The following is a 21,341-nucleotide window of genomic DNA, read 5'->3' as shown; positions in this document are numbered from 1 at the left end:
ACCTACTTCATTTAGTCTATTTCATGCTTCCCTTATATACGGTTATTATCTAGATAAGATTCAATACCCTAAAAGAATACGGGAAATGCATGAGGTTGAAAATGAAGATGCCAGTCGAGCTGGAGTTGTAGAGCTGGGGTAGATGCGTTGGGCGCGGGGGAGCTCGCTTTGGATGCGTGACATCCCGCTTTGGACGCACGGCAGTCCGCTTTGGACGCGGGAGGCGGCTTTTTGGACGCACAGCAACCCACCTTGGACGCGCGATGAACAGCACCTCTACAGAAATTCCTTAAACCATTGCGCACATTGGTATGTTTCCTCCCAATCCGGATTTTTATCTTCAACCGCCCAACATGCATATAAAGTCGACATCCCTATGGCAGCTTTCAGCAACCGTTCACGGTCCATCTCTAAACTTTTGCAAATCAGTTCAACTCGCAGTTCTAATAGTTTCCGCGGATCAGGTTTAGTGAACAGATGATTGATCATGAATGAAATGAGATCGAAATGAGGATCGCCCCCTACACCTTTCGGATCAATCGCCACCCAGCCGTGCTCTGCGGAAAACAATATATTTTCATGATGCAAATCACCGTGTAATAATTGAATGTTAGACGATGATTGCGAAATCTCTTCTATATATTCTCTTGCAAGTTGAATGTGATTATTCGAAATAGGTCCTTCGTTGGCCCGATCCAACGCGGAAGCCCAGTCCGTAATCATAGGAAATTTGCCTTCGGGCGGCAATGGACGACGAATTTTCTTCCAAACTCGGCAAAAATGTTCAACGACGGCAATCTCGTCCCTTTCTTCGCAAAGCATTGTTCCAGGGTTCAACTTTTCAAGCAGCATAGCGCCGTTCTCAAAATCCGCCTGCAATACGTTTGCACAGCCTTCACCGTTGTAAAGCTGGACGGTCCGCACTTCATTTTGAAAATCAAATCCTGGAAAGCCCATTTTCAGTATGTAGTGTTTATTATTCATGTCCGTCACGTTCACAACATAATTATATGAAAGATTTGTCACCGGACCTTCAATTTTCAAGCCCCAAATTTTCGCAACTTCCTCCGTTTTAGTTTCCAAGGAATAAAGCCATTTTTCTCCGGTAACACCAAAGCTATTTATAATTTTCTTTTGGAATGGAGTAGGTATTTCCATGTTAGAGTCCCCTAATAAACAAATCTAAAATTGTCGTATAAATATCCGGCTGTTCGATATGAACAAGATGCCCGGCAAACGGCACAACCGCCACATGTATTTTGTCATTTTGCCTTGGATAGATGGATGCTCCGTCAACTTCATGGCTCTGCCCTTCCCCGACGATAAAGAGGGTTGGGCATTCCAATGTAGATAAGTCCCCTGTCTCATCGAAAGGATACCAGTCCTCATTCATTGACTGCCTCAAAAAATCCTGCCAATTGGAAGCATGTACAGAGTTGAAATAATGGATGACTTCCTTATTTTCGAGCAATGCCATTTGCTGAACAGTGTCCTTTTCAACTAATTCCGGCCAGTTATCAGGTTTTACAGGAACGATCCCGGAAAGCGTTAAACTATGGACCCGAGCCGGAAACCGTTTTGCAAACAAAAGTCCGACTAATGCGCCTAATGAGCAGCCGACGATATGTGCTTTTTCAATATTTAAATGATCCATCGTTTTAGCTAAGTCTCCAGCTGTGTCCTCGAAATACGTATGAATATCAATTTGTCCAACTTGAGATTTGCCGTGTGCGCGCAAATCAGGTAGAACGATACAGAAGCTATCTTTGAAATGCTCTCGTTGATAAACAAAATCTGTTTCCCCAGTCTGTAACCCTGTATGCAAGAAAATTATTGGGACCCCTTCCCCAGCTACCTTGCTATGTAAAATCATTTTTATTGCCCCCTTTATTCTAGAATGCTCCATGCATATGCAATTTCCTTAAACTCCTTACCGCCAATTTCTATCATCTCTTCCGCTACACGCTCCCCGCCGTGGGCTTCATAGAAATTTTTTGAGGGGTTATCTTCTAGTACCCAAACAAGCATGGATGAGTATCCCTGTTCCTTGAGTAACTCAGTAATAGCCTTCATTAATTTACTTCCAATCCTTTGACCTTGTACTTCCTGCAATAAATAAATTGCATATAGCTCTCCGTCCACGTCATAGTTGCTGGTCCGCTCTTTTCCTCCTGTTGCAAAGCCGACGATATTCCCATTTGCATCTTCAGCAATTAATAATATGTTATGTCCAATGCCGCGACGCCAGTTTTCCGCACGTTGCTCGTAAGACAAATCATCAAGGTATGAATCCGAGATAATCCCCTTGTATGTCGTGCGCCAACTATCTACATGTACGCGCGCAATTCCATCTGCATCTTCAAGCACAGCTTCCCTTATCCTCATATGAACCCCTCTTTCCAGTAGGTAATAAAGCAATTGAATCAATTATACAAATTTACAGTGAGTTTTCATAGCTTCGAAAAGTTATCGGTCAATGCCACATAGTTATCGGTCACTTTGAGAGAGTTATCGGTCAATTTCACAACTTTATCGGTCACTTCGAGAAAGTTATCGTCATTTTGTGACCTTTGAACTAGACATTCGCCCCCGTCAGCACGACGAAAAGCCGCCACATCGTCAAACTACCGATGTGACGGCTAATCTACTTTCAAGCAAATCTCCGATGAACCTTTTTCCCATCATAGGAGAACACGACTTGTTTATGATCCACGTATGTTTCCAAATGGACGATGCGGCCCCAAAGCTGGTGGACGTATGGAAGGACATTTTCCAAATAAGGTACATCGAGCTCGGTTTCTTCGTATTTATGCACTAGGTAGAGTTCGCCGTTTCGAACGTAATCACCGTCATAGACTACGATATACGGGAAACCTCCATTTACCCGCTGCGCGATCAACCGATCTTGCACATGGCGATACTCCTTATCTGAAATCTTGTAATAGCTCCCTTTTTTCTCGAACACATACATGTCTTCCTTTTGTACGAGCTCTTTCGTCAAATAGTTGCGGATGAAGGAGATATCGGAATCCATCTCCCTCACTTCAAACATTTTTTCCCTGCCGGAACCGGGCAACACGCCTAATTCCTTCATTTCCTCGGTAGGGTTATTATAGCGATGCTCAATATCCTCGAAGATTTTAAGTCCTAAATAATACGGATTAATGGATGTTTTTGATGGTTGGATGACGTTTGCATTTAACTTGGCGAATTCAATCGTTTCGTCTGTCGTTAAATCCATTTCCCTTATAATCCGTTGATGCCAATAAGTTGCCCAGCCTTCATTCATAATTTTCGTTTCCATTTGCGGCCAGAAATAAAGCATTTCCTCCCGGATCATCGTCAAAATATCCCGTTGCCATTCTTCCAATTCCCGACTGTGCTCCAGAATGAAGAGAAGGATATCCTTTTCAGGAGAAGCAGGAATTCTTTTCCTCTTCGTCTCTACTGTCATCGTTTGTAGTTTCTTATGGTCGATTCCCCATAAGTCATCGTATTCAGTTTTACGGGTGGACGGCTCCGTATCATCCTGTTCCACTTCTTCATTGCCATACCGCCATCGGACAAGTGACGGATCGATATGTTCCTGGATGGCTAGCACTGCATCCAAAAAACGTTCCACTTCATCTTTCCCATGAAGTATTTCATAATTGGCGATCCGTTCCGCCGTAGCGGTCATGCTTTCGACCATATCACGTCGTGTATTGGCAAAACGTGCATTGTTTTTGAAGAAATCACAGTGAGCCAGCACATGTGCAATGATCAACTTGTTTTGGATAAGTGTGTTGCTTTCGAGCAAAAACGCATAGCAAGGATTTGAATTGATCACCAGTTCGTAAATCTGGCTAAGTCCTAAATCATATTGCAGCTTCATTTTATGAAATTGTTTTCCGAAACTCCAATGGGTGAACCTTGTTGGCATTCCGTAGGCTCCGAAAGTATATATGATATCAGCGGGACAGATTTCATAGCGCATCGGATAAAAATCCAATCCAAATCCTTTCGCGATCTCCGTAATTTCCTCTACTGCATATTGAAGTGATTTGTGACTCGTCATAGAGATGCCTCCTGACGTTTTTGGAAAAACTTCTTCAACGCATGGTAAACATCTTGGTTTTCCTTCAATACATAATGACGGAATTTCGGGTCTTCGATTTTATTATACGTATTCATCAATGTCGAATAACGGCTGTGGGCATTCACTTCCCCGTAGCCAAACATATTGGACACTTCCATCAATTCATTGACTAATGACAAACATTTCCCGTTATCGGATGACATATTTTCCCCGTCAGAGAAATGGAAAGGATATATATTGAATTGCGAAGGACTGTATTTTCGTGTAATCAAATCAAGCGCTTTTTCATACGCAGTCGAACAAATTGTGCCTCCGCTCTCTCCTTTAGAGAAGAAATCTGTTTCCGACACGACATTTGCAATTGTATGGTGTGCGATGAATTCAATCTCCACTTTTTCATATTTCGTGCGTAAAAACTTGGTCATCCAAAAATAGAAGCTTCTCGCCATATACTTCTCAAATGTCCCCATTGATGCACTTGTGTCCATCATCATGAGTACAACCGCACTGGATTGCGGTTTCACAACCTCATCCCACGTTTTAAAACGAAGATCATCATTATAAATCGGCATTATTCCAGTGTTGCCTTCCATTGCGTTTCTTTTGAACGCTGCGATGATCGTGCGCTTCTTATCGATATTTCCAATGAGCCCTTTCTTTCGGATATCATTGAAAGCAATATCATCAGTCGTAATTTCGGCTTGTTCCTTTTGTTCAAGATTCGGCAATTCCAGTTCTTTGAATAAAGCATCTTCTATCTCCGCAATAGAAACTTCCGCTTCATAATAATCCTCCCCGGGCTGATCCCCCGCCTGTTTGCCTTTGCCACTCCCTTGTTTACCGTCACTTGCAACAATGTCACCAACTTTGCTTTCCCCGCTGCCTTGACCTACATGCTTCGATTTGTCATGATTGTAACGAATTTTATATTCATCCAACGAACGTATCGGTATTTTAATAACTTCTTTGCCATCAGACATAATAATACTTTCTTCGCTGATTAACTCGGGTAAATTGCTATGAATCGCCTTTTTCACTTTATCCATATGGCGTTTCTGATCCTGGTATCCTTTTCGGTGAAGCGTCCAGTCTTCCTGGGAGACGACAAAAGACTCGCTCTGTTCTTCATGCATTTCTATTCACCTACCCCAGTCCACTCATTTTTTTAGTATATGCAACGACTGGCAGGTTATTGATATCTATGGATTCATTTAACGGTTCAATAGACTTCCAACATACCGTAATAATTCATTTGCCGAAATTGAATTGTAACCATATTCATCAATAAGCCTAGCAACGACTTCGTTTACCTTCTTCAAATGAGATTCATCCGGCATTGCTGATGAAGTTGTGATTTTGACAACATCCTTTAAATCGGCAAACAGTTTCTTTTGAATCGCCTCACGCAACCGTTCATGTGATTTATACTCGAACCGTTTTCCTTTTCTTGCATATGCAGAAATCCGTATGAGAATTTCTTCACGGAAAGCCCTTTTAGCGTTTTCTGATATTCCGATTTGCTCTTCGATGGATCGCATAAGCTTTTCATCCGGACTCATCTCTTCACCAGTCAGAGGGTCTTTCATTTTATGTTTATTGCAAAACGCTTCCACATTATCCAAATAATTATCCATCATCGTCTTCGCGGACTCTTCATACGAGTAAACAAATGCTTTCTGAACTTCTTTTTTCGCAATTTCATCAAATTCCTTACGTGCGATGGAAATATAATTCAAGTATTCTTCTTTATCTTCCTTTGAAATGGAAGCATGCTGGTCAAGTCCCTCTTTTAAGGCACGCAACACATCAAGCGCATTGATAGCATCCACTTCTTTTCGGATAATGGCAGATGAAATCCGATTAATGACGTACCTTGGATCGATTCCATCCATTCCTTCATTCGGAAACTCTTTTTTCAACTCTTCTAAATCTGCAGAGTTAAAGCCTTCAACATTTTCCCCGTCATACAATCGCATCTTTTTCACGATATCAATGCCTTGTTTCTTGGAAATCTTCAGCCTCGTCAATACCGAAAAAATGGCAGCAACTCGAAGGGCATGCGGAGCAATATGCACGTGAGACATATCACTTTCCCGTATCATCTTTTCGTAAATTTTCTCTTCCTGGCTCACTTTCAAGTTATACGGAATTGGCATGACGATAATTCTAGAGTGAAGGGCTTCGTTCTTTTTATTTGAAATAAAAGCTCTGTATTCTGTTTCGTTTGTATGAGCGACAATCAACTCATCTGCACTGATCAATGCAAATCTTCCCGCTTTGAAGTTCCCTTCCTGCGTCAATGACAATAGATGCCATAGGAATTTCTCGTCCAGTTTCAACATTTCCTGAAACTCCATCATCCCGCGATTCGCTTTATTCAATTCGCCGTCAAACCGGTAAGCGCGAGGGTCAGATTCAGAACCGTATTCTGCAATCGTCGAAAAGTCGATGCTGCCTGTTAAATCGGCAATGTCCTGAGACTTTGGATCGGAGGGGGTGAATGTTCCAATACCGACCCTTTTATCTTCGGAAAAGAAAATCCTTTCTATAAGAACATCCTCAATGCGTCCGCCGTATTCCTTTTCGAGCCGCATCGTATTCAATGGAGAAAGGCTTCCTTCTATTCGAATGCCAAATTCATGAAAGAAATCTTCTCGTAAATATTCCGGGATCAAATGCAGGGGATCTTCATGCATCGGGCAACCCTTAATGGCATACACTGCCCCGTTTTCCGTTTTCGAGTATTGTTCCAATCCGCGTTTTAATAAAGTGACAATCGTCGACTTTCCTCCACTGACCGGGCCCATTAGCAAAAGGATCCTCTTTCGGACGTCCAGCCTTTTTGCTGCCGGATGAAAATATTCATTGACGAGTCGTTCAACTGTATCTTCGAGCCCATAAATCTCATCATCAAAAAAGTGGAATCGTGTATGGCTGTTTTCTTTTGTTTCCCCGTGGCTTTTAATCATTTCATATACGCGTGAATGTGCTGTTTGCGCAACTTCTTTACGATCTCTTAAAAGACTTAAATACTCTTCAAACGTACCTTCCCACTTCAACCTGTTCTCTTCTTCACGAAAATGTTCCACTTTCCGTAAAATATCCATTCATGTTCCCTCCATTCAGGGCGTGGTTTCAATCATTGTATGCGGGTAGGGTCAGTAAAATGAGGCTTATCATATAAGTGAGGGTGTATAAAAAACGGAAACCGCTAGAACACTTGCTTTCGGGGGTGAAAACCTTTTCGGACGGGGAACAGTTGCTATAGCAAGGTTTTCACTTGTAATTCAATTGAATTTCCTATAACGTAAATAGTTACACACCCCTTGGAATTATGATGATTTCAAGTATTCTTGACCAATGTTTTTAATGCCTTTTAAATTGTCTTGACTAGCGACTTTTTTACTTTATAATTAGATTGATTTTAACCCAAAAGCGGAGGGTGGCGTTTAGCCATCCGAGGCTTGATGATAACGTAAAGGAGTGATATTCGGGTTGGAAAATAAGCTGAAGTTGTACGGCTTTAACAACCTCACCAAAACACTTAGCTTCAACATCTATGATGTAAGCTATGCAAAAAGTGAGCGGGAGCAAAAAGATTATATTGCCTATATCGATGAGCAGTACAATTCGGAGCGATTGACAAATATTCTATATGATGTGACCGAGATTATCGGAGCTCATGTACTGAATGTGAGCAAGCAGGATTATGATCCACAAGGCGCAAGTGTTACGATCCTTATTACGGAGGAGACGCTTCCAGTCGCTGTCATTGACGAATCTTGTAATCGTGGAGAAATCGATATTTTAAAAACCCGGGATTCGGTTGTTAGTCATTTAGACAAAAGCCACGTCACCGTCCATACGTATCCTGAATATCACCCTGATAATTCGATTGCCACTTTTCGTGTCGATATCGAAGTGTCGACATGCGGGGAAATCTCGCCGTTAAACGCATTGGATTATCTAATTGGCAGCTTCGACTCCGATATTATTACGACGGACTATCGTGTTCGTGGGTTTACACGTGATGATAGAGGGAAGAAGTTATTCATGGACCACAAAATGACGTCCATCCAAGATTATATCGACAGTGAAACGTTACAAAAGTATGATGCTATCGATGTAAATGTTTATCAATCAAATATTTTCCATACAAAACTGCTGATTAAAGACATCAATTTGCAAAATTACCTTTTCAATACGGATGTGTATGAAATTCCGCCGAAAGAAAGGTTGCATATTACAAATAACTTGCGCAAAGAGATGATTGAAATATTCAGCGGTTCCAATATATATGAAGAGTGAGAGGACGAAAAATGAGCATTCTTTCACAACAGAAAGCTCCTATTATGGAGGCTTTAAACAAATACAAAAAAATGCGTGTCGTTCCTTTCGACGTTCCCGGCCATAAACGTGGTAGGGGCAACGAGGAACTGACCGCTTTTTTAGGCGAGAATGCCATGACGGTGGATGTCAATTCTATGAAACCATTGGATAATCTCATCCACCCTGTTTCAGTTATCCGTGAAGCGGAAGAACTCGCGGCCGAAGCATTCGGGGCAAAGCACGCCTTTTTCATGGTAAATGGGACAACTTCCGCAGTACAAGCGATGGTTATGACAGCTTGTAAGGCGGGCGAAAAGATCATCATGCCGCGAAATGTGCATCGCAGCGCCATCAATGCACTTATCCTTAGCGGCGCAATCCCTGTCTACGTCAATCCTGGCGTGAATAGTGAACTAGGAATCCCATTAGGAATGGCTCTTGAAGATGTTAAAAGAACAATCCTTGAGCATCCCGATGCAAAAGCAATTCTTATAAACAACCCGACCTATTACGGGATCTGCTCAAATTTGCAAGCAATTACAGATCTCGCACATGAGCACGGCATGCTCGTCCTTGTTGACGAAGCGCATGGCACTCATTTCTATTTTAGCGATGACCTGCCTGCTTCCGGAATGTCGGTAGGTGCGGATATGGCTTCTGTCAGTATGCATAAGTCCGGCGGTTCCTTGACCCAAAGTTCAATATTATTGATAAATAACGATGTGAGCGAAGGCTACACTAGACAGATCATCAATTTGACGCAAACGACGAGCGGTTCTTATTTACTGCTCTCCTCTCTTGACATTTCGCGGAAAAACCTTGCCCTCAACGGGAGCGAAATTTTCCGGAAGGTTGGAGAGATGGCGCAATATACGAGAGAAGAAATCAATAAAATCGGAGGTTACTACGCTTTCTCCAAGGAATTGATCAATGGAGATACGATTTTTGATTTCGATCAGACAAAGCTTTCCGTACATACGCTTGAAATCGGATTAGCCGGTGTGGAAGTGTATGACATCCTTCGTGATGAATACGACATTCAAATCGAGTTCGGGGATATTGGCAATATTCTTGCCTATATATCTGTCGGGGATCGCCGATTGGACCTAGAAAGACTCGTGGGCGCCCTATCGGAAATCAAAAGGCGTTACGGCAACGATAAAAGCGGTTTATTCGACCACGAATATATTAACCCGCAAGTCGTCTATACGCCGCAAAAAGCGTTTTACGCAACTAAGGAAAAACTTCCGATCAATGAAAGCGCCGGTCGGATTGCGAGTGAATTTGTTATGGCCTATCCGCCTGGTATTCCGATTTTAGCTCCAGGAGAGCGGATTACAACCGAAATTCTTGAGTACATCCAGTATTGTAAGGATAAGGGCAGCTTCATGACAGGAACTGAAGATAGCAAGATTGAGCACATTAATGTATTGAAGGAGACTGAGCAATGAATTTATGGTTTACCGAAAATCATTCGCCGAATGTCCTATTCTCTATAAAGGTGATTGAACATCTTTATACCGGGAGAAGTGAATTCCAGAAAATCGATGTGCTGCAAACAGCGGAATTCGGACGTATCTTGACACTTGACGGTTTAGTCATGGTCACTGAAAAAGATGAATTCATCTACCATGACATGATCACGCACGTCCCGATGGCAACGAACCCAGGCATCAAGAAAGTCCTCGTCATCGGTGCTGGCGACGGCGGCACGGTTCGCGAATTGACTAAATACGAGTCAATCGAGCATATCGATATGGTAGAAATCGACGAGATGGTTGTTGATGTGTGCAAGGAATTCATCCCACAAACCGCATCTAAATTGGATGACCCTCGAGTCCATCTACACTTCGAGGACGGCTTGAAATTTGTCCGTTCCCGTGAAGATGAATACGATCTGATCATCGTCGATTCGACTGACCCATTCGGACCAGGTGAAGGGTTGTTCACACGGGAATTTTACGGGAACTGTTACAAGGCTTTAAAAGAAGACGGCATTCTTGTCAATCAACACGAGAGTCCGTTTTATGAAGAAGACGCTCTTGGCATGCAACGGGCACATAAGCGGATTACCGGTTTCTTCCCTGTTTGCGAAGTGTACCAAGTGCATATTCCAACATATCCTTCCGGCCATTGGCTGTTTGGTTTTGCGTCCAAAAAGTTTGATCCAATCAAAGACTTAAATGCAGATGCTTGGAATGAACTTGGATTGCAAACGAAATATTATAATACCGACATTCACGTCGGTTCATTCGCATTGCCGAATTACGTAAAGGAGCAATTGAAAGATGCTGAATAAAAATATTGAAACCTTCATCGGATGCGACAACGAGTATGATGAGTCAGGTATCGTCATTTTTGGCGCGCCTTTCGATTCAACGACTTCTTTTCGCCCCGGTACGCGGTTCGCTAGCAAAGTGATGCGCGGGGAATCGTTCGGAATCGAAACATACAGCCCTTATCAGAATAAGGATCTTGAAGATTTTAACGTCTATGATGGCGGAGATTTGGAATTGAGCTTCGGAAATACGGAACGGGCTTTAGGGCAAATTGAGGAATACACGCGAAAAGTCGTTCAAGATGGCAAGATTCCTTGCATGATCGGCGGAGAGCATTTAGTGACCCTTGGCGCAGTCCGGGCAGTAGCTGAACAATACCCTGATTTGCATATCATTCAATTCGATGCTCATGCGGACTTGCGTGACGATTATTTGGATGAAAAACTTTCACATGCAACTGTCATCCACCGTGTCTGGGATATCCTTGGCGACGGGCGGATTTTCCAATTCGGCATCCGCTCCGGTGATCGCAGCGAGTTTGAATGGGGACGGAACCATGTCTTCACGAATAAATTCAACTTTAACGGTTTAGAGGAAATAGTTGAAAGTTTAAAAGGGAAGCCTGTTTATCTAACAATAGATTTGGATGTTTTAGATCCATCCGTCTTTCCTGGAACAGGTACTCCTGAAGCAGGCGGCGTAAGTTTCATGGAATTATTGCAAGGCATTTTGACGGTGAGCGGCTTGAATATTGTCGGGTGTGATGTAAACGAACTCTCCCCGATTTACGATCAAAGTGGGGTTTCGACTGCAGTCGCTTGTAAAGTGCTTCGCGAATTGATTCTAGCAGTAGGTACAGAAAAATAATACTGGGTGGTGTTTTGATTGGGTAAAGCGTTAATCATTGGTGCAGGTGGAGTAGCAAGTGTAGTTGTTCATAAATGTGTGCAAGTTCCTGATGTATTTGAGGAAATTTGTATTGCAAGCCGTACGAAATCAAAATGTGATACGTTGAAAGAAAAGTTGGACGGCGGTCGCACTAAAATCCAAACAGCACAAGTCGATGCAGACAATGTAGATGAGTTGATTGAACTTATTAATGATTTCAAACCTGAAATCGTTATCAACGTTGCATTGCCGTATCAAGATTTGACGATCATGGATGCATGTCTTGCAACAGGCGTTCACTATTTGGATACAGCGAACTACGAGCCGCTGGATACGGCCAAGTTCGAATATAAATGGCAATGGGCATATCGTGAGAAGTTTGAACAAGCAGGCTTAACTGCGATTCTTGGCTCCGGCTTCGACCCTGGTGTAACAGGTGTCTTCTCCGCCTATGCACAAAAGCATTATTTCGATGAAATCCATACGATCGATATTGTGGATGCGAATGCTGGCGATCACGGATATCCATTTGCAACAAACTTCAACCCAGAGATCAACATCCGAGAAATTACGGCAAACGGCCGCTACTGGGAAAATGGCGAGTTCATTGAAACTCCGCCTCTTTCTGAAAAACGTGTATACGATTTACCGGAAATCGGTCCTAAAGATGTTTATCTTCTCTATCATGAGGAATTGGAGTCACTTGCAGAAAATATTAAAGGGATCAAGAAAATCCGTTTCTGGATGACGTTCTCAGAGAAATACTTAACGCATTTGAAAGTGCTTGAAAATGTTGGTATGACGTCAATCGAGCCGATCAACTTCGAAGGACAGGAAATCGTTCCATTGCAATTCCTGAAGGCGGTTCTTCCTGACCCTGCTTCCCTCGGACCGCGCACAAAAGGAAAAACGAATATCGGTTGTATTTTCCAAGGTACAAAAGACGGCGAAGAAAAGACGTATTACGTTTATAACGTATCCGATCACCAAGAATGCTACCGTGAAGTCGGTTCCCAAGCGATTTCGTACACGACTGGTGTACCGGCGATGATCGGCGCGATGCTATTAATGAAGGGCGAATGGAAAAAACCAGGCGTTTATAACGTCGAGGAATTCAATCCAGATCCATTCATGGAAGCATTGAACGAATACGGTCTGCCTTGGCAGGAAGATTTCAACCCAGAGCTGATCGATTGATAGGAGGCGCGCAACAAATGAAGTTAAATTTCGATCCACATGCAGTCCCCTCCCCTTCTTATGTAGTCGATGAAGGGCTGCTGATCAAAAACTTGGAATTGCTGAAATCGGTAATCGACCGGACAGGCTGCAAAATATTATTGGCTCAAAAAGGCTTTTCAATGTTCTCTGTCTATCCACTTATTGGACAGTATTTGAGTGGTGTAACCTCGAGCGGATTATTTGAGGCAAGATTAGGTTTTGAGGAGATGGGCAAAGAGGTCCATACGTACTCCCCCGCCTATTCCGAAGCTGATTTTGACGAGATCCTTTCCTATTCCGATCATCTTGTGTTCAACTCGTTCGATCAATGGAGACGGTTCAGGGATAAAGTGAAAAACAATCCGAAACCGATTGAATGCGGCATTCGGATCAATCCCGAGTATTCGGAGATTGAAGTCGATATGTACAACCCATGCTTTCCATTTTCTCGGTTCGGCGTGACGCTTGAAAACTTTGAACCTGAAGAACTCGAAGGCATCAGCGGCTTGCATTTCCACACGATGTGCGAACAGAACTCCGACACGCTTGCCCGGACGATCAAAGTTGTAGATGAAAAGTTCGGCAAGTATTTGAAAAACATGAAGTGGATCAATTTTGGCGGCGGTCATCATATAACCCGTCCCGATTATGATATTGAGTCCTTAATTGAATCCATTATGTTCATGAAGGATAAGTACGGCATTGAAGTCTATTTAGAACCTGGCGAAGCAATCGCTCTTCATACGGGATTCCTTGTGACAACTGTGTTGGATACGATGCATAACGCAATGCCGATTGCAATCGTAGATACTTCAGCTTCCTGTCATATGCCAGACGTCTTGGAAATGCCCTATCGCCCTGAAATCATAGGAGCAGGATTACCGAATGAGAAAGCCCTCACGTACAGGCTTGGCGGACCTACTTGCCTCGCTGGCGATGTTATCGGCGATTACTCATTCGATCAGCCCCTAACAGCAGGAGATAAGCTAGTCTTTACCGACATGGCCCATTACACAATGGTGAAAAACAATACATTCAACGGCATGGGCTTGCCGGCAATTGTGTTAAATACTATCAACGAAGGACCGAAAGTAATCAAGGAATTTGGTTATGAGGACTTTAAAGAGCGTTTATCATAATAAGCAAAAGTGTAGGTCGCAGCTAGATGATAAAAAAGGGTTGCCTGGCATCTAAACAATGCCGGCAACCTCTTTTTTATATTATGCGTGTTATAAACGAGCCGTTGTACGAAAGAATGAGCCGTTCTCAGGATAAACGAGCCGTCGTACGAAAGAATGAGCCGTTCTCATTAGGTTACAGTTTTCACATCATACCGTACTGATATCCCCTAACTTCGATGAGCCGAAAATTAATAATAGAATAAACACGAGTAAAATCACTTTATTGATAAACTTGCTAGCATCAAACTCTTGTTGCCTCTTCATAACAATTTCACTCCTATTGATTCATCTTCTGCTTAAGGCCTTCTAACACATCAGCCAATGTCATCTCGCGATTTTCTTCAAGAATGTCCGCCAAATCCGCCATCCGGTTTTCCTTTTTTTCTTCAGTCGATTTAAATTGCCCGATTAACGAAACAACAATGAGTGGCTGATCTCGAAAAAGAGATACCGAATCCACTTTTAACTTTCCAATTAAAAGTAAAGAAGCGGCAATGATTTCAAGATCCTTCCCGCTAAAAAGATCACTTATTCCATAAGATGTTTTGGCCCCTTGGCGGGATTGATCGTTCATACATTCACACCCTTGGTATTCCTTTTATATAGTGTATGGAAGATGAATGTCTATTGTTCTTTTCGGCCAAATAGAAAAAAGCCTGAAACGCTCGTCTACTGACGGTCCCATCGTTTCAGGCTTTGCTTATTTATTTATTTATTTATTTATTTATTGGTCACCAAGCAACATTTCAAGGAAGTCCTCGGATACATACGTCTTGTTCCATTCATGTAATTCCGGTGCTGCTTCAAACTTCCGTAAGCTCTTGTTGAATCCGTACGTCTTTTCGCCACGCGTAATTGTGAATGAACGATTTTCTTTTGTTAAAATAGCGCCATTCACTTTTGGTTGAGACACAACAGTGTAGCCTAGTTCTTCTGCGACTAAGCGCAATGGAATCATCTTCACGCCATCTTTCATGTAGTGGTCGGCTTCAATGATTGACTTTACAGCTTCCGATACTTGTCCTGATTCAGGAACTTCCGGTGTTTCAGGTGTTTCAGGCACTTCTGGAGTTTCTATATCCTCTCCAGGTACTTCTTCCGACATCAGATCTAATGCAATGATTTTAGTTGGCGGTGTTTGTGGCGGAAGGCTTCTAGTCGTAATTGTGTAAAAGACAACCAATTCCTTATTTTTCAAATCAGCCACTTCAATCTTTTCGCCTTGCTGATTCAACAACACTGTATCTTCACCGATATTCAATTTCAGCTCATTGTCCAAGCTTAGGAAGTTCTCGTCGAATTTGCTAACTTTCACATTGCCCGGTTCTTTATCATCCATGACAAAGAATAATTCTGGTGTAGTTTGTGGTGGATAAATCAAGATCATCGGCTTGTTTTTATCATAATAGCCTTCAACTTTCATCCCTTTTTCCAACTTGCTCATTTCCATTTTTTCAGTAGTTCCGCTATGGAAAATAAGCGTTTCATCTTTGATCCAGAAATTCATGATCATGCCGTCCTCATCTTCCACAGTGACAAACTTATCATTTTCTCTGTTTTCAATGTTCGTAATGACTCCTGCTGCTCGCATGAATTGTGTGGAATCCTTCACTTCTTCGTTCTCCATTTGAACTACGTCCTCTTTCGCCTGCACGGCATATGGTGTCCACGCACTTCCTGCCAACAACGCCGTTAATGCTACTGCTCCAATTTTTTTCATTTTCTCTCTCTCCTTCATTGGATTATCAATAAGTTAGACGGAAAACATTACTAATAGTTACAAGTATTTTTTTAGAATCCTATTTTTTTATTTTGTCCTGCGATCCATCCACTCGCAAGTAATACAAGTGAAACGGCAAGGAAGATGATCATCGGGCTCGTCCAAGACGAAGTTGCATCATGCAGGAATCCGAAAAGCACCGGACCGATTGCTGCAAGCAAGTAACCAAATGATTGTGCCATGCCTGATAGATTCGCAGCCTCGGTATGCGTCTCCGTCCGCAATGTGAAAAACATCATCGCAATACCAAATGCGGCACCTCCCGCGATGCCGATTGCGATCATCCAGAGAGGTATCAACGCCGATCCGCCGAAAAGAATACCGCCGTAACCTATTAAATATAACGCGGCCACTCCGACAACGACACCCCGCTGATTCTTCAATCTTCCAATGACAACCGGAATGATGAACGTCATCGGCAATTGGGCTAATTGCAAAAGTGAAAACATCCAACCTGCTTTTTCAGCTGTCATTCCTGTTGAAATAAGCATCTCAGGCAACCATGCTGATGTGGAATAAAACAGCATGGACTGCAATCCCATGAAAAATGTCACCGCCCATGCGATAGGAGAACGCAAAAGTGAATTTGCCTTCCCTTTCGCAACGGTTTGGCCCGCTGATTCCGTTGAAACCTTGTTTTTCAATTGCGGTAACCATAACAGCAATGCAACTGCAGCTAACATTGCCCAAACTCCAAGCGCTCCTTGCCACCCGAAAGTGGTTTTCTCAACGATTGGCACGCTTATGCCTGAAGCGAGCGTCGCCGATATATTCATCGAAATGGAGTAGATCCCGGTCATTAAACCGATATGTAGTGGAAAGCTCAATTTCAATAAGCCTGGCAATAAAACATTACCAAATGCAATAGCTACACCGATGAGAAATGTCCCGATGACCAAAAAAGTAATAGAGCCTACTGACCTTATAACAATCCCGGCTGTCAATAAGCACAGCGAACAGAATAAAGTGATTTCCATTCCGAATCGTCTTGATAGCTTTGGGACAAATGGTGAAATGAGCGCAAATGCCAACAAAGGGATAGTTGTTAAAAAACCTGCCAGCACATTTGACATCCCAAGACCATCCCGAATGGGTGCGATGATCGGTCCTACAGAAGTCAAAGGGGAGCGGAGAGTGGAGGCGATGAAAATAATGCCGATGATCAGTAACCAAGTTTGCTTCCCGAAACTCAATTTCTTTGAACGATTTTCTTCTATCAAAAGAATGCCTCCCTATACAATTTTAAATGCTATACGAGCATATCATATCAAAATCCATTCTGATACTAGAAAACGGATCCCACAGTTTGCAGGATCCGTTTTCTATAGATCTATTCTTTTCAATTCGTTACAACTAACTGATAAGCGTTTCATGCAAGACGGAAGCCAATAAACCAATCGCCTGATCGATTTCCATTTGCGTCACCGTCAAAGGCGGCAGTAACCGAATGATGGATGGTCCTGCCTGAACTACGAGTAAACCCGCTTTCTCTGTTTGGCGGATAAATGGCGTAACGTCCTCTTTACAGTCGATACCGAGTAACAGTCCTTTGCCCCGCACTTCAAAGGGCGCCGGTAATAGATCCTCCAGTTTTCCACTTATATAAGCCGACTTGCGTTGAACATCCTCCAAGAAAGTTACGTCAAAAACATGATTCACAACTGTCTGGGCAACCGAGATTGCGAGCGGATTTCCGCCGAATGTCGTTCCGTGTGATCCGGGTCCAAATGCGTTGCACAACTCTGCTGTTCCGAGCATCGCCCCGATTGGGAAGCCCCCACCCAACCCTTTGGCAAGCGTCATAATATCCGGCACGAGTGAAGTTTGCTCATATGCATAACGAGTCCCTGTTCTGCCAATCCCAGTTTGCACTTCATCTACGATGCACAATATCCCTTTAGATTTACAAATACCGGCAATTGTGTCCGCAAATTCAGCAGTGATCTCATGGACCCCTCCTTCTCCTTGGATCACTTCAAGCATGATAGCTGCCACGTCTTCGTCAATGGCCGCTGACAGCGCTATTGGATCATTGAAAGGAACAGTTCGGAACGATTCAAGCATCGGGCCGAATCCCTGCTTGATCTTCTCTTGGCCAGTTGCAGCCATCGCCCCGAACGTACGCCCATGGAAGGATTGTTCGAAAGTGATGATGACGTGTTTTCCTGTATGCTTTCTGGCAAGCTTAATGGCAGCTTCATTCGCTTCGGCTCCGCTATTGCAAAAGAAAGCGTGGGAGAACTGCGTATCCTTGGTGAGTGTTGCCGCGAGCTTTTCCTGTTGGGGACTTTCGAATAGATTTGAGACATGCCATAGCTTTTCACTCTGTTTTTTTATCGTTTCGACAATCGCCGGATGAGCGTGCCCCAAGCTGACAACGGCAATACCGCTAATGAAATCTAAATACTCCTTGCCTTTGTCGTCTTGGACAATCGTCCCCTTCCCGCTTATAAGATGGATAGGCCGCCTTGAATAGTTATTAAATAGAAAGCTCAATTCAACACCTCCTCAAATGCAATCATCGTGCCCGTCAAATATTGATCTACAACTTGAACAGTCGCAACACCCGCATCCAAACAAGCAACGGCAGCGTTCACTTTAGGAATCATACCGCCGTATATATCCCCATTTTCAATCCATTTGGCGATTTGCCCAGGGGTTGCCGATTGCTTAATTTGGTTTTCAATCTTTATCCCCGGCGTGTCTGTGACGAGCAGTAGACTTTCCGCACCGATTGCAAACGCTATAGCACTCGCAACCGTATCAGCATTAATATTGAGTGCAAAACCGTCATTTGTTGAACCGATACATGAAATCACCGGCACCATTTCCGCGACAAGCAACTTTTCAATCATTGTTTGATTCACCGCGTGGATATTTCCGACGAAGCCATACCTTTTCTCATCTAGCATCGAACACTCCAACAATTTGCCGTCGAATCCATTAAGACCGATTGCTTCTACGGCGTTCCGGTTCAACTGATGGACGAGTGATGTATTGACATTTCCAATCAAAACTTGCTTCACAATCTCGATAGATTTTTCGCAAGTCACCCGAATGCCATGATCGATTTTCGATTCAATGCCAGTTTCCTTCAACGCTTCATTAATGAAAGGACCTCCGCCATGTACGATGACAACTTCATATCCTTCATTCCGCAGCTCGTTGAACCTTGTGAAAAACCCTTCACTTAAACGTTCAAGCGTACTGCCACCTAATTTGATAACAACCCGCTTACGTTCTGTATGATGCATTGATTTGGACGTAATCATATGTCAAATCACACCCCCATGCAATTCCCTGTCCGCTTCCTTTATTCAACCCTACAAAGATTTTCACTTCAGGTTGTTTTAAATAAAGTAGCAGCTGCTCTTCCGAAAAGATGACCGGCTCTCCATCTTCCACGACTACTGTTTGGCCGATTTTAATAGAAATCCCTGCTGGGTCCACGGATGCTCCGCTATATCCGACTGCCGCAATAATTCTTCCCCAGTTTGCGTCGCATCCGAATACCGCGGTTTTTACTAATGGCGAGCCAACAACGGTTTTAGCGATTTTTCGAGCTTCAAGGTCTGTTAGCGCCCCATTCACCTCGACTTCGATGAGTTTCGTCGCTCCTTCTCCGTCGCTCGCAATCATTTTCGCAAGGTCTTGCGCAACGGCATGCATCGTCTGAAGGAAAACGTCCCAATCAGGATGGGACGGGGTTAGAGATGAATTCCCAGCCATCCCGTTTGCAAGGACCAACACCATATCATTTGTTGAAGTGTCTCCGTCAACCGTAATGGAATTGAATGTCACATCCGTCACCTTTTGCAGTGCATCTTGCAAATGAACGGAATCGATTTCTGCATCGGTCGTTATAAAGCCGAGCATCGTTGCCATATTCGGTTCGATCATGCCGGAACCTTTTGCAGTGCCTGCAATCATTACCTCTTTGCCATCGACTTCCATTCGGTAGACTGTGTTCTTCATAACAGTATCTGTCGTCAAGATTGCTTGTGAGAATTGAATTGAGCCTTCCAAGCTGTCAACCGGATCGAGCTGTTCAATCCCTTTCAACAAAGGTTCCATCTTCAATTTCTCACCGATTACGCCTGTTGAGGCAACACCGACCAATTTAGTTTCAAGGCCGAATTTTTCTGCAGTCTTCTCCTGCATTGTCAGCGCATCCAACATCCCCTGCTTTCCTGTGCAAGCATTGGCGTTGCCGGAATTGATAATTACCGCCTGCATCTTTCCGTTTTGAACCGCTTCTTTCGTTACGATAAGGGGTGCGGCTTGGATGGCATTTGTTGTAAACACACCTGCAACGCTAGCAGGTACTTCGCTAAGCAAAACTGCCAAATCATATTTCTTATGTTTTAATCCACAATGAATGCCGACTGCTTTGAACCCTTTTGGCGAAGTGATGTTTGTGCCCGAAACATGTTTTGCTTGTTGGATGACAACTGGCATACCTTCTCCTCCTCTTTAAATGAATAATGGTACTTGATTCAACCCGGTCGTTTCTTCCAACCCGGATGCTACGTTCATATTTTGAATCGCTTGCCCCGCCGCACCTTTCACCAAATTATCGATGACTGACACGATTGTCGCCCGATTCGTCCGCGGATCCACTTTCACGTGCATATCACAAAAATTCGAGCCATACACTTGCTTCGTACTAAATTTGGCCGATTCAGGCATGACACGGATGAACGGCCGCCCGTCATAATAGTCCTTCAGACAATCGATAAGCACTTCTTCAGTAACGCCTTTTGTAAGTGGCGCGTAGCTTGTTGTCATAATCCCCCGCGTCATCGGAACGAGATGTGTCGTAAATGTCACCGGCGTTTTATAATTGCCGAACTGTTCGATTCCTTGTTCAATTTCAGGGATATGCTGATGCTGATGGATTTTATAGATTGTAAGATTTTCATTCGTTTCACTGAAATGCGTCATCGGTCCGGGAGTATTCCCCGCTCCCGACACGCCGCTTTTTGCATCGATAATGAGTCCCGATGCATCGATTAGCCGCTCCTTGATAATTGGCAATAAAGATAGAAGGACTGCTGTCGGATAACAACCTGGATTTGCAATTAGATCCGCTTGACGGATTGCTTCCATATTCCATTCCGTCAAGCCGTATGCACTTTGCTCAATGGCTTTGATTGGCGCAGAAGTCTTCTTATACCAAAGCTCATAGTCCGCAACATTGTTTAATCGGAAATCACCCGAAAGGTCAATCAACTTTGGCCCTTTACCGATCAGCGGAGGCAATAAACGACTCGTTACTCCTGCTGGGGTGCTAGCAAACAGAACGTCATAGTTGGTTAACTGTGCTTGATCGATTTTCAGAAGAGGTTGGTCATACAATTTTGTTGTATGAGGATACTTCATTGAAAATAATGTCCCCTCTTCAGAAGATGTGTATAAATCGATTTTCTGCACTTCGGGGTGATGATGCAATAACCGCATCAATTCAAGCCCTCCGTACCCCGAAGCTCCAATTATTCCTACCTTCATGTCCTCACCTCTCTTAATCTTAAAAGTAGTATACTGATGTATAAATATAAAGTCAACTGTATTTTTATTAATTATAACGT

At 43.4% G+C, this 21,341-nt stretch carries 19 protein-coding genes; 6 read left to right on the top strand and 13 right to left on the bottom strand.

The features are described from left to right. Window positions 1-276 precede the first annotated feature (276 nt). The 6 genes from SLU01_RS11285 to prkA all read right to left on the bottom strand — a co-directional run bounded on the left by SLU01_RS11285 (window position 277) and on the right by prkA (window position 7,185). Window positions 277-1,158 carry an aminoglycoside phosphotransferase family protein gene (locus SLU01_RS11285; RefSeq protein ID WP_147058338.1) on the bottom strand — a complete coding sequence of 294 codons (882 nt, stop codon included), beginning with the start codon at window positions 1,156-1,158 and terminating at the stop codon, window positions 277-279. 1 nt (window position 1,159) lies between these two features. Further along, the gene (locus tag SLU01_RS11280) at window positions 1,160-1,873 is read right to left on the bottom strand and encodes an alpha/beta fold hydrolase (RefSeq protein ID WP_147058336.1); all 714 of its coding nucleotides are present in this window, start codon (window positions 1,871-1,873) and stop codon (window positions 1,160-1,162) included. Window positions 1,874-1,887: 14 nt separating this feature from the next. Further along, window positions 1,888-2,385, bottom strand: a complete 498-nt coding sequence (locus SLU01_RS11275) for a GNAT family N-acetyltransferase (protein ID WP_174842645.1) — start codon at window positions 2,383-2,385, stop codon at window positions 1,888-1,890. A gap of 265 nt (window positions 2,386-2,650) precedes the next feature. Continuing rightward, window positions 2,651-4,057, bottom strand: coding sequence for a SpoVR family protein (locus SLU01_RS11270; RefSeq protein WP_147058335.1), 1,407 nt, complete (start codon window positions 4,055-4,057; stop codon window positions 2,651-2,653). After that, window positions 4,054-5,211 (bottom strand): sporulation protein YhbH, encoded by a 1,158-nt coding sequence (yhbH, locus tag SLU01_RS11265; protein WP_147058333.1) that lies wholly within the window; start codon window positions 5,209-5,211, stop codon window positions 4,054-4,056. Before yhbH ends, SLU01_RS11270 begins: the two co-directional genes overlap by 4 nt. A gap of 78 nt (window positions 5,212-5,289) precedes the next feature. After that, complete coding sequence (prkA, locus tag SLU01_RS11260; RefSeq protein ID WP_147058331.1) at window positions 5,290-7,185, bottom strand: PrkA family serine protein kinase; 1,896 nt, start codon at window positions 7,183-7,185, stop codon at window positions 5,290-5,292. A gap of 388 nt (window positions 7,186-7,573) precedes the next feature. On the opposite strand from prkA, the gene speD reads away from it, so the two are divergent. The 6 genes from speD to nspC are packed head-to-tail and all read left to right on the top strand — an operon-like array spanning window position 7,574 to window position 13,931. Then, window positions 7,574-8,386, top strand: coding sequence for an adenosylmethionine decarboxylase (gene speD / locus SLU01_RS11255; protein WP_218029703.1), 813 nt, complete (start codon window positions 7,574-7,576; stop codon window positions 8,384-8,386). Window positions 8,387-8,397: 11 nt separating this feature from the next. Further along, window positions 8,398-9,858 (top strand): aminotransferase class I/II-fold pyridoxal phosphate-dependent enzyme, encoded by a 1,461-nt coding sequence (locus SLU01_RS11250; RefSeq protein WP_147058329.1) that lies wholly within the window; start codon window positions 8,398-8,400, stop codon window positions 9,856-9,858. Beyond that, window positions 9,855-10,706 (top strand): polyamine aminopropyltransferase, encoded by an 852-nt coding sequence (speE, locus tag SLU01_RS11245; protein ID WP_147058327.1) that lies wholly within the window; start codon window positions 9,855-9,857, stop codon window positions 10,704-10,706. Before SLU01_RS11250 ends, speE begins: the two co-directional genes overlap by 4 nt. After that, window positions 10,696-11,553 carry an agmatinase gene (gene speB / locus SLU01_RS11240; protein WP_218029702.1) on the top strand — a complete coding sequence of 286 codons (858 nt, stop codon included), beginning with the start codon at window positions 10,696-10,698 and terminating at the stop codon, window positions 11,551-11,553. Before speE ends, speB begins: the two co-directional genes overlap by 11 nt. 18 nt (window positions 11,554-11,571) lie before the next feature. Continuing rightward, window positions 11,572-12,771: a saccharopine dehydrogenase family protein gene (locus SLU01_RS11235; RefSeq protein ID WP_147058325.1), complete on the top strand. Its 1,200-nt coding sequence runs from the start codon at window positions 11,572-11,574 to the stop codon at window positions 12,769-12,771. 17 nt (window positions 12,772-12,788) lie between these two features. After that, window positions 12,789-13,931 (top strand): carboxynorspermidine decarboxylase, encoded by a 1,143-nt coding sequence (nspC, locus tag SLU01_RS11230; protein WP_147058323.1) that lies wholly within the window; start codon window positions 12,789-12,791, stop codon window positions 13,929-13,931. A gap of 319 nt (window positions 13,932-14,250) precedes the next feature. On the opposite strand, the gene SLU01_RS11225 is transcribed toward nspC, so the two are convergent. From SLU01_RS11225 to argC, 7 genes are all read right to left on the bottom strand, one after another. Further along, a complete protein-coding gene (locus tag SLU01_RS11225) occupies window positions 14,251-14,547 on the bottom strand; it encodes a hypothetical protein (protein WP_147058321.1) in 297 nt (98 codons plus the stop codon). 150 nt (window positions 14,548-14,697) lie between these two features. Then, the gene (locus SLU01_RS11220; RefSeq protein ID WP_170232680.1) at window positions 14,698-15,693 is read right to left on the bottom strand and encodes a stalk domain-containing protein; all 996 of its coding nucleotides are present in this window, start codon (window positions 15,691-15,693) and stop codon (window positions 14,698-14,700) included. 71 nt (window positions 15,694-15,764) lie between these two features. Then, complete coding sequence (locus SLU01_RS11215; RefSeq protein WP_147058317.1) at window positions 15,765-16,979, bottom strand: CynX/NimT family MFS transporter; 1,215 nt, start codon at window positions 16,977-16,979, stop codon at window positions 15,765-15,767. A gap of 127 nt (window positions 16,980-17,106) precedes the next feature. Further along, window positions 17,107-18,249 (bottom strand): acetylornithine transaminase, encoded by a 1,143-nt coding sequence (argD, locus tag SLU01_RS11210; protein ID WP_147058315.1) that lies wholly within the window; start codon window positions 18,247-18,249, stop codon window positions 17,107-17,109. Next, window positions 18,246-19,025, bottom strand: a complete 780-nt coding sequence (gene argB / locus SLU01_RS11205) for an acetylglutamate kinase (protein WP_147058313.1) — start codon at window positions 19,023-19,025, stop codon at window positions 18,246-18,248. Before argB ends, argD begins: the two co-directional genes overlap by 4 nt. Beyond that, window positions 18,988-20,211, bottom strand: a complete 1,224-nt coding sequence (gene argJ / locus SLU01_RS11200; RefSeq protein ID WP_147058311.1) for a bifunctional ornithine acetyltransferase/N-acetylglutamate synthase — start codon at window positions 20,209-20,211, stop codon at window positions 18,988-18,990. Before argJ ends, argB begins: the two co-directional genes overlap by 38 nt. 15 nt (window positions 20,212-20,226) lie before the next feature. After that, window positions 20,227-21,261 (bottom strand): N-acetyl-gamma-glutamyl-phosphate reductase, encoded by a 1,035-nt coding sequence (gene argC, locus SLU01_RS11195; protein ID WP_147058309.1) that lies wholly within the window; start codon window positions 21,259-21,261, stop codon window positions 20,227-20,229. Window positions 21,262-21,341 lie beyond the last annotated feature (80 nt).

Source organism: Sporosarcina luteola (assembly GCF_007991495.1).
GTDB classification, from domain to species: Bacteria; Bacillota; Bacilli; order Bacillales_A; family Planococcaceae; genus Sporosarcina; species Sporosarcina luteola.
This window is presented reverse-complemented; position numbering and strand designations above follow the sequence as displayed.

Coding starts and splice junctions, on each gene's coding strand:
- speE (WP_147058327.1), top strand. CDS start 9,855: ATGAATTTATGGTTTACCGAAAATCATTCGCCGAATGTCCTATTCTCT.
- SLU01_RS11225 (WP_147058321.1), bottom strand. CDS start 14,547: ATGAACGATCAATCCCGCCAAGGGGCCAAAACATCTTATGGAATAAGT.
- argB (WP_147058313.1), bottom strand. CDS start 19,025: ATGATTACGTCCAAATCAATGCATCATACAGAACGTAAGCGGGTTGTT.
- SLU01_RS11285 (WP_147058338.1), bottom strand. CDS start 1,158: ATGGAAATACCTACTCCATTCCAAAAGAAAATTATAAATAGCTTTGGT.
- SLU01_RS11270 (WP_147058335.1), bottom strand. CDS start 4,057: ATGACGAGTCACAAATCACTTCAATATGCAGTAGAGGAAATTACGGAG.
- argJ (WP_147058311.1), bottom strand. CDS start 20,211: ATGCCAGTTGTCATCCAACAAGCAAAACATGTTTCGGGCACAAACATC.
- SLU01_RS11220 (WP_170232680.1), bottom strand. CDS start 15,693: ATGAAAAAAATTGGAGCAGTAGCATTAACGGCGTTGTTGGCAGGAAGT.
- SLU01_RS11275 (WP_174842645.1), bottom strand. CDS start 2,385: ATGAGGATAAGGGAAGCTGTGCTTGAAGATGCAGATGGAATTGCGCGC.
- speB (WP_218029702.1), top strand. CDS start 10,696: ATGCTGAATAAAAATATTGAAACCTTCATCGGATGCGACAACGAGTAT.
- SLU01_RS11250 (WP_147058329.1), top strand. CDS start 8,398: ATGAGCATTCTTTCACAACAGAAAGCTCCTATTATGGAGGCTTTAAAC.
- yhbH (WP_147058333.1), bottom strand. CDS start 5,211: ATGCATGAAGAACAGAGCGAGTCTTTTGTCGTCTCCCAGGAAGACTGG.
- SLU01_RS11280 (WP_147058336.1), bottom strand. CDS start 1,873: ATGATTTTACATAGCAAGGTAGCTGGGGAAGGGGTCCCAATAATTTTC.
- argC (WP_147058309.1), bottom strand. CDS start 21,261: ATGAAGGTAGGAATAATTGGAGCTTCGGGGTACGGAGGGCTTGAATTG.
- prkA (WP_147058331.1), bottom strand. CDS start 7,185: ATGGATATTTTACGGAAAGTGGAACATTTTCGTGAAGAAGAGAACAGG.
- nspC (WP_147058323.1), top strand. CDS start 12,789: ATGAAGTTAAATTTCGATCCACATGCAGTCCCCTCCCCTTCTTATGTA.